At 68.1% G+C, this 6,000-nt stretch carries 6 protein-coding genes and 1 pseudogene; 5 read left to right on the forward strand and 2 right to left on the reverse strand.

Translation table 11 applies throughout. The features are described from left to right. Positions 1-33 precede the first annotated feature (33 nt). The 5 genes and pseudogenes from AB0O19_RS17780 to AB0O19_RS17800 all read left to right on the forward strand — a co-directional run bounded on the left by AB0O19_RS17780 (position 34) and on the right by AB0O19_RS17800 (position 4,406). A complete protein-coding gene (locus AB0O19_RS17780) occupies positions 34-243 on the forward strand; it encodes a hypothetical protein (protein ID WP_363620402.1) in 210 nt (69 codons plus the stop codon). Beyond that, positions 243-1,832 (forward strand): ISL3 family transposase, encoded by a 1,590-nt coding sequence (locus AB0O19_RS17785; protein ID WP_363620403.1) that lies wholly within the window; start codon positions 243-245, stop codon positions 1,830-1,832. The genes AB0O19_RS17780 and AB0O19_RS17785 overlap by 1 nt, the downstream gene beginning before the upstream one ends. 42 nt (positions 1,833-1,874) lie before the next feature. Continuing rightward, positions 1,875-2,366: pseudogene (locus AB0O19_RS17790) on the forward strand (SMI1/KNR4 family protein); the annotation flags it as partial. A gap of 565 nt (positions 2,367-2,931) precedes the next feature. Next, complete coding sequence (locus AB0O19_RS17795) at positions 2,932-3,798, forward strand: hypothetical protein (RefSeq protein WP_363620405.1); 867 nt, start codon at positions 2,932-2,934, stop codon at positions 3,796-3,798. Positions 3,799-3,857: 59 nt separating this feature from the next. After that, positions 3,858-4,406 carry a hypothetical protein gene (locus AB0O19_RS17800; RefSeq protein ID WP_363620407.1) on the forward strand — a complete coding sequence of 183 codons (549 nt, stop codon included), beginning with the start codon at positions 3,858-3,860 and terminating at the stop codon, positions 4,404-4,406. Positions 4,407-4,480: 74 nt separating this feature from the next. Here AB0O19_RS17800 and AB0O19_RS17805 read toward each other — a convergent pair whose 3' ends face one another. Next, positions 4,481-4,627 carry a hypothetical protein gene (locus AB0O19_RS17805; RefSeq protein WP_363620409.1) on the reverse strand — a complete coding sequence of 49 codons (147 nt, stop codon included), beginning with the start codon at positions 4,625-4,627 and terminating at the stop codon, positions 4,481-4,483. Positions 4,628-5,207: 580 nt separating this feature from the next. Continuing rightward, positions 5,208-5,531: a hypothetical protein gene (locus AB0O19_RS17810; protein ID WP_363620411.1), complete on the reverse strand. Its 324-nt coding sequence runs from the start codon at positions 5,529-5,531 to the stop codon at positions 5,208-5,210. Positions 5,532-6,000: the final 469 nt, after the last annotated feature.

Raw genomic sequence — 6,000 nt, forward strand, 5'->3', positions numbered from 1 at the left:
GGTGAGATCGAAAGCCCCGGGGTTCCCGGCGACTTGCCCACTGGTCGGTGGACTCACGCCATCGCCGTCAACGTCGAGCGTCTGCCCCTCGGTCTTGTCCGCGAGTTCCGGCTCTGGCTCAACTTCCGTGGTCTGCGCACGGTGAGTGACGATCTGGCGATGTTGCTGGCGTTGGAAAGTTGCCCGGAATTCGCCAGCGGCCGGGTCGTGGTGGCCGACAGTGCGGGACCGTGGATGATCTGATGCCCCGCTTGGAGGGGTTGTTGTTTCCGTCGGTCGCGGGTGTCGCGGTGCTCTCGGTCGACGTGGATGTCGAGTCGGTGAACGTGGGGGTCAAGTCCGCGGCGGCGGGGCACAGTTGCCCGGAGTGCGGAGGCTGGTCGACCCGGGTGCACAGCTCATACCTGCGGTTTCCCGTCGACGGGCCAGTCGGAGGCAGGCGGGTCCGGTTGAGCCTGCGGGTGAGGCGCTTCGTGTGCGGCAACCCGTCGTGCGGGCGGCGGACGTTCGTCGAGCAGATCGAAGGGCTGACGCGGCGCCACGGCCGGTGGACCGAGCGGCTGCGGACGGAGCTCGCTTCGGTCGGCCTGGCGCTGGCCGGGCGGGCCGGCGCCAGGCTGGCCGGAGTGTTCGGGGTGCCGGTGAGCCGGAGCACGGTGCTGCGGTTGGTGGAGGAGCTTCCCGATCCGGTGCCGCCGGCCCCGCGCGTGGTGGGCGTCGACGAGCACGCGACGCGCAAGGGCCGCGTCTACGGGACGGTGCTGGTCGACGCCGAGACCCGCCGGCCGGTGGACCTGCTGCCCGACCGGGAGGCGTCGAGCCTGGCGGCCTGGCTGGCCGAGCGGCCGGGCACCGAGGTCGTCTGCCGGGACCGCGCGCCGTTCTTCGCCGAGGGTGCCACCGTCGGAGCTCCGCATGCCGTCCAGGTAGCGGATCGCTGGCACCTGTGGCACAACCTCAGCGAAGCGGCTGAGCGAGCCGTCGCCCGCCACCGACAGTGCCTCCGCGCGGCAACTCCAGTTTCAGGTCAGGCCGTTACCATCGAACCGGTGGCCCAGAAGGAGGACTCGGACCAGCCCTGGCCGAGAGGCTTCCGGTTCGCCGACCGTACCCGGGCCCGGCACGCCGCGGTGCACGCCCTCCTGGCTGCGGGCCACAGCCGGCGCGCCGTCCAGCGGCAGCTCGGCATGACCTGGCGCACGGTCAAGGCCCTGGCCGACGCGGAGACCCCGGAGGACCTCTTCCAAGGCCAGTGGCAGAACCGGCGGTCCGTCCTCGACGACTACAAGCCCTACCTCGACGACCGCTGGAGCGAGGGCTGCACCAACGCCTGGAAGCTCTGGGAGAAGATCGTCCCGCTCGGCTACAAGGGCAGCTACCAGCGGGTCCAGGCCTACCTTCGGCTCAAACGCACCTCGCCGCAGCCGGTGACCGCACCGCCGCCGCCCCGCACCGTCGCCGGCTGGATTATCCGGCGACCCTCGGCACTGTCTGAGGCCGAGCAACTCCAGCTCAAGACCGTCCTGGCCTACTGCCCTGAACTCGACGCCTTTACCCGGCACGTCCGCTCCTTCGCTGTCATGCTCACCGAGCGCCAGGGCCAGCGGTTCCCCGATTGGCTCGACGCGGTCCGCCAGGACGACCTGCCCAGCCTCCACGCCCTCGCCGCCGGCATCGACCGCGACCGGGACGCCGTCATCGCAGGACTCACCCTCCCGTGGAACTCCGGCGTCGTCGAAGGGCATGTCAACCGGATCAAGATGCTCAAGCGCCAGATGTTCGGACGGGCCGGCTTCGCTCTGCTACGGAAGAGGGTTCTTCTGGCCAGCTGACCACAGCCACCCACAGGGTGACGGGTACGAGAGAAGAGCACGATGGATCCCCGCATACCCCGCCTGCGTCGCAAGCTGGCCGCGATCCCGTTCCAAGCACTCCGCAGCCACTCCTTCGGGGAAGAGAAGCACAAGTTCTACCTCGATCCGAAGCTGACGGAAGCGCGTGTCGCTGCGTTCGAGGCCGAGCAGGACATTGCCCTGCCCGACGCCTATCGACAGTTCCTCACACATGTCGGCGGCTCGGGCGCGGCACCCTTCTACGGCCTCGTGCCGCTGGAGCAGTGTTCCCTGCGGGTCATGAATCCCCGCGGAGAACCAGGGAAACCCCGCGGCTTCGACGGCAGAGACCCCAGGGCCCACGGACGCGACCTCTTCCTCCACATCATCGAGATGGGCTGCACAGACATATGCGTCATCGCGGTGACCGGCCCCCTCACTGGCCGCGTCCTCATTGGTAACGGCGACGGCTACTGGGGCCCCAACGTCTCCTCCGCCACTGACTTCCTCAGCTGGTACGAACGCTGGCTCAGTGAAGCGGTGGCGGCTACACCAGCAGTCCCGTCAGTGGGTCGCACTGGTCCGATGGGGCCCCGATCTACTGGACTGGGGCTGGTACATCTACGACTCAGAGACGATCCGCCAGGTTCGGGCGCCGGCCGCCGGTACCGGGCCGGATGCCTGGTGAGTGGCGACAGCACCGGCAGAGCCACAGCACAGACCGCCGCGATGGGCGCGTCCTGTCGTGGAATGATCTGGTGTCCTGGGGCTGGGTGATCGCGGTCCCAGAAGCGGACTTGCTGGGCCTTCGCGGGGAGACATGATGAGCGTCGGGGCGGGAACCGCAGAGCAACTTGGAACCGGGCTGGCACTGTTGGCAGTCTGTGCAGTGGGCTTCCCGATCGCTGCACCCCTTGTACTGACACCGGTGTATAAGTTCAGTCGCCGAGCGGCCGTGGGGCTGCGCAGGGTGGTGAGTCGCCGAGGCTGCGTTCTGCTGCGCTGGCGGGCGGTTCGATGGCTGCGGGAGCGCGGTACCACGGCCCAAGTGAGTAGGGCACTGCGACATTTCGAGATCCCGCTCAGGCATCAAGCGCGGATGCGTGATCGCCTGCTGGAGAACCAACTGCTCGTACTCGTGGGACTGGGAGCGCTGCTACCGCTTCCTGCCGTACTGACGTGGCAGCTGATCAGCTTGTTCGACGGGCTCCGGAAGGCAGAGCCGGCGGGAAACCTGATCCAGGGCTTGTTCGGCCCCCTCGCCCTCGTCCTGATGGTTGTGGCGGTCTCCGGCGGGGCAATCCGCCTCATCGCCTCGCAGAACGCCTCGCCCTGCGTCAAGGCCGTCTGCAATGCCCTGATCCTTACCCAGGAGACCGCCCTGGGCCAAGCAACGACCTCACAAGTGATCACGTCGGTCGACGACGCAGGGAAGTTCCTGGTCGGACGGGCCCGCATGGACCCGAACAAGTATCTGCGGAAGGACATGGTCGCCCACGCGGAGCAGGTACACGAAGCGCTACGGGCCAAGGCACGACAACTACAGATGTCAGGGCCGCAAGCAGCCGGGGACTTGGCTCCCCTTCTGGCGAAGCTGCTCGACGCCCTGAGCGCCGAGACCTACCTGAACCTGCTCGACCCCGAAGATCTGCCTGAGCCAGCACCAGCACCGGCACCCTCCCGGCGACGAATCGCCGCACTGGTGCTGCTCGGCCTGGGACTCCTGCTCGCGGTCTCATGGGGAATGACGGCACTGGGAGCCCCGGGAACGGTTGTTACGCCGGCACTGGTCGTGGCGGCAATAGTCCCCCTGTACATCTGGGGTGGACCGCGTTTGGTGCGAGCCCAGGACCTTCTGCGCTTGCTGACCGGCGGCCTTCTCGGCCACCCCGAACCACCGACAGAAGTCGCCACGGACACGCAAGGCGCTGAGCTCGAATCGCACACGGCCACGACGTCCAGCTGATCGGCATGGCACGGCGTAAGAACCCTGATGCTGTACTCCAGGGACCGGAGGGACACGGCATGCCATGGGATGACGAGAGCGGGCGCCACCAGGGTTTTCCGGCGGCGGTGTTGGCGGACGGCAGCGAGCTGGCGCCGTTGCCGGACGGGCGCACCACCTGGTGGCTCTACAACGGCGCGGACGGTCCGCGGGCGGTTTCGGTGCGCGGCGGTTGCAGCTGCGGCTGGCGGGGTGAGCGGGTGCACCTGCTGGACTTCGGTGACGACGAGGCGACCGAGGCGGTGGGCGAGGCCATCGGGCCGTTCGCGGACTGGGAGTGGCACGTCGACCTGGCCGAGGGTGTGGTGCCGCGCGAGGTCGAGGAGCTGGTCGCGGCGCTGGTGGACCGGATCTGCGACCTGATGGAGGGCAGGCCGTACGCTGCCGCCCGTGCGGCTGCCCGGTTCGAGCGTGCCGCGGCTTCGACCGCGCTGCTGGCCGGCCGCAGGGCTCGCGGAAACCTGATGACCTGGGAGTACATCGGCCGCGCCTTCGGCTGCGGGCCCCAGGAGGCGCGTGAGCGCTTCGGCGAGACCTTGCACGACGTCGACCGGGGTGAAGAGATGTAGGTCGTCAGCCGCCGAGATGAGGCCGGTCCCGACTTCGGCAGAACCTCGGGCCGGAGGGCGGCTGACCCGGAGCGTTACGCGCTAACTCCCGTGTCGTCGGCATCGGCCGACGCAGGAAGTTGCTCGGGGACGTTTCGCAAGAGCGCGGCGGTCATCGCGAGCAGCGTTTCGGCTTCGGCCCTGCTGTACTCGAACGACTTCGTGATGGCGTCGTTGTGCATGGCCCCGGAGGTCTGGCTGTACAGCGAACCTGGATGCGCCACCAGCGCTCCGACTGGGAGCACTGGTTGGCGAGCTTCTTGGGACCAGGTTTGTCCCACCCGGCATTGTGCTGCATCCACTCCAGAACACGGCGTACCTCCAGAATTGCTGCCCGGATGCTGCCTCTGGTGATCAAGCGCTGGGCTTCGCGGAGAGCGAGCCTGGGCTCAGCACGCCGAGAATCGTGGAGCGGGTACGGGGCGGCCATCTCGAACACTGCGGATGGGGCGGCCTGCTCCAATTGTTCCTCCCACCGACTTCTCGCGATGGAGATGTGGTCGGTAGTGATCGCCGTGCCGGGATAACCCGCGGCCTGCGGAAGCGTCGCCGACACCTCCACCTCGAATCGGGCGTCGCCCGCCTGGCCGGCCTCGATCGCGTGAAGCTGCACGGTGGTCAGCGGGAACACCAAGGCTTGCCGATGAACGGTGACAGTCGGCGTGTACGCCAGGTCCGCCGTCACCCGGCCAAGTTGGGCTCGGTTGATTGGAAAGCGCGAACCCGAACAAGGTTGCTTCCAGCGAGAGGAGTCGCCCGGCCTCACTCAGCGGCGATACGCCGACCGCGGCCTGGACTCGCAGTTCGTGCTTCCATGAAGACGGCACCCTCCGTGCGGTCGCCGGTGGTCTCCCGGAGTAGGACCGAGGCGCTCTCCGAGATGCGCATCTCCGTCAGCCCCGTCTTCGAAGCACCAGCGGCGGACAACGTGGTGTCGGTTGCGTCCCGGACGTCGAGAGAAAGGAAGTCCGTGAGGTTGAACTTGACCTCCGTGAGCAGCACCCACAAGGCGCGGTGAGCGACAGGAATGGTCGCGTCCGAGAGCAGTTCGTCGAACCGCTGGGGCGTGATGGTGTCGATGTGCAAGGTCAGCTCCTTGGTCACATTCCGTGATAGTTGGGGTGAGTGAGGGGATGTTGTCACCCGCAGGTTCGCAGCGATCTCCAGCCCTGTTCGGTGCCCCCGAGGGAGCGGTGGGCCTGCGATACTTGTAGGGCCACCGAGCGGAGAGGCAGTGGGCGGCGGCCAGAAGGCTGGCGGACCACCTCACAGCACGGAATCGGCACACATGAGCCCGAGAAACGCGGAGAGGTCGCGAGAGCACCGGAGAGACATTTTCGCAGGTCAGAGGCTCCTGGGTCAACGTTTTCGCAGGTCAGAGGCTTGCCCGGGGAAAACTTACAAAGCAGATGTCGGCGGTTCGAAACCGTCCGCGCCCACCACCGTTCGGAGGGCCGGGGCCCGGGGGCCATTAACCCGGGGCCCCCCCGCCCCAGGTTGCCCCGCCCCGGCGGCCGCGGGGGCGGCCCGGGCGGGGGGGGTGGGGGGGGCGGGA

This window comes from Kitasatospora sp. NPDC091276, from assembly GCF_040684355.1.
Lineage (GTDB): Bacteria > Actinomycetota > Actinomycetes > Streptomycetales > Streptomycetaceae > Kitasatospora.

Excerpts from the sequence above, each read along its gene's own strand:
- AB0O19_RS17800 (WP_363620407.1), top strand. The coding sequence starts at position 3,858 with ATGCCATGGGATGACGAGAGCGGGCGCCACCAGGGTTTTCCGGCGGCG.
- AB0O19_RS17795 (WP_363620405.1), top strand. The coding sequence starts at position 2,932 with ATGCGTGATCGCCTGCTGGAGAACCAACTGCTCGTACTCGTGGGACTG.
- AB0O19_RS17805 (WP_363620409.1), bottom strand. The coding sequence starts at position 4,627 with ATGCACAACGACGCCATCACGAAGTCGTTCGAGTACAGCAGGGCCGAA.
- AB0O19_RS17785 (WP_363620403.1), top strand. The coding sequence starts at position 243 with ATGCCCCGCTTGGAGGGGTTGTTGTTTCCGTCGGTCGCGGGTGTCGCG.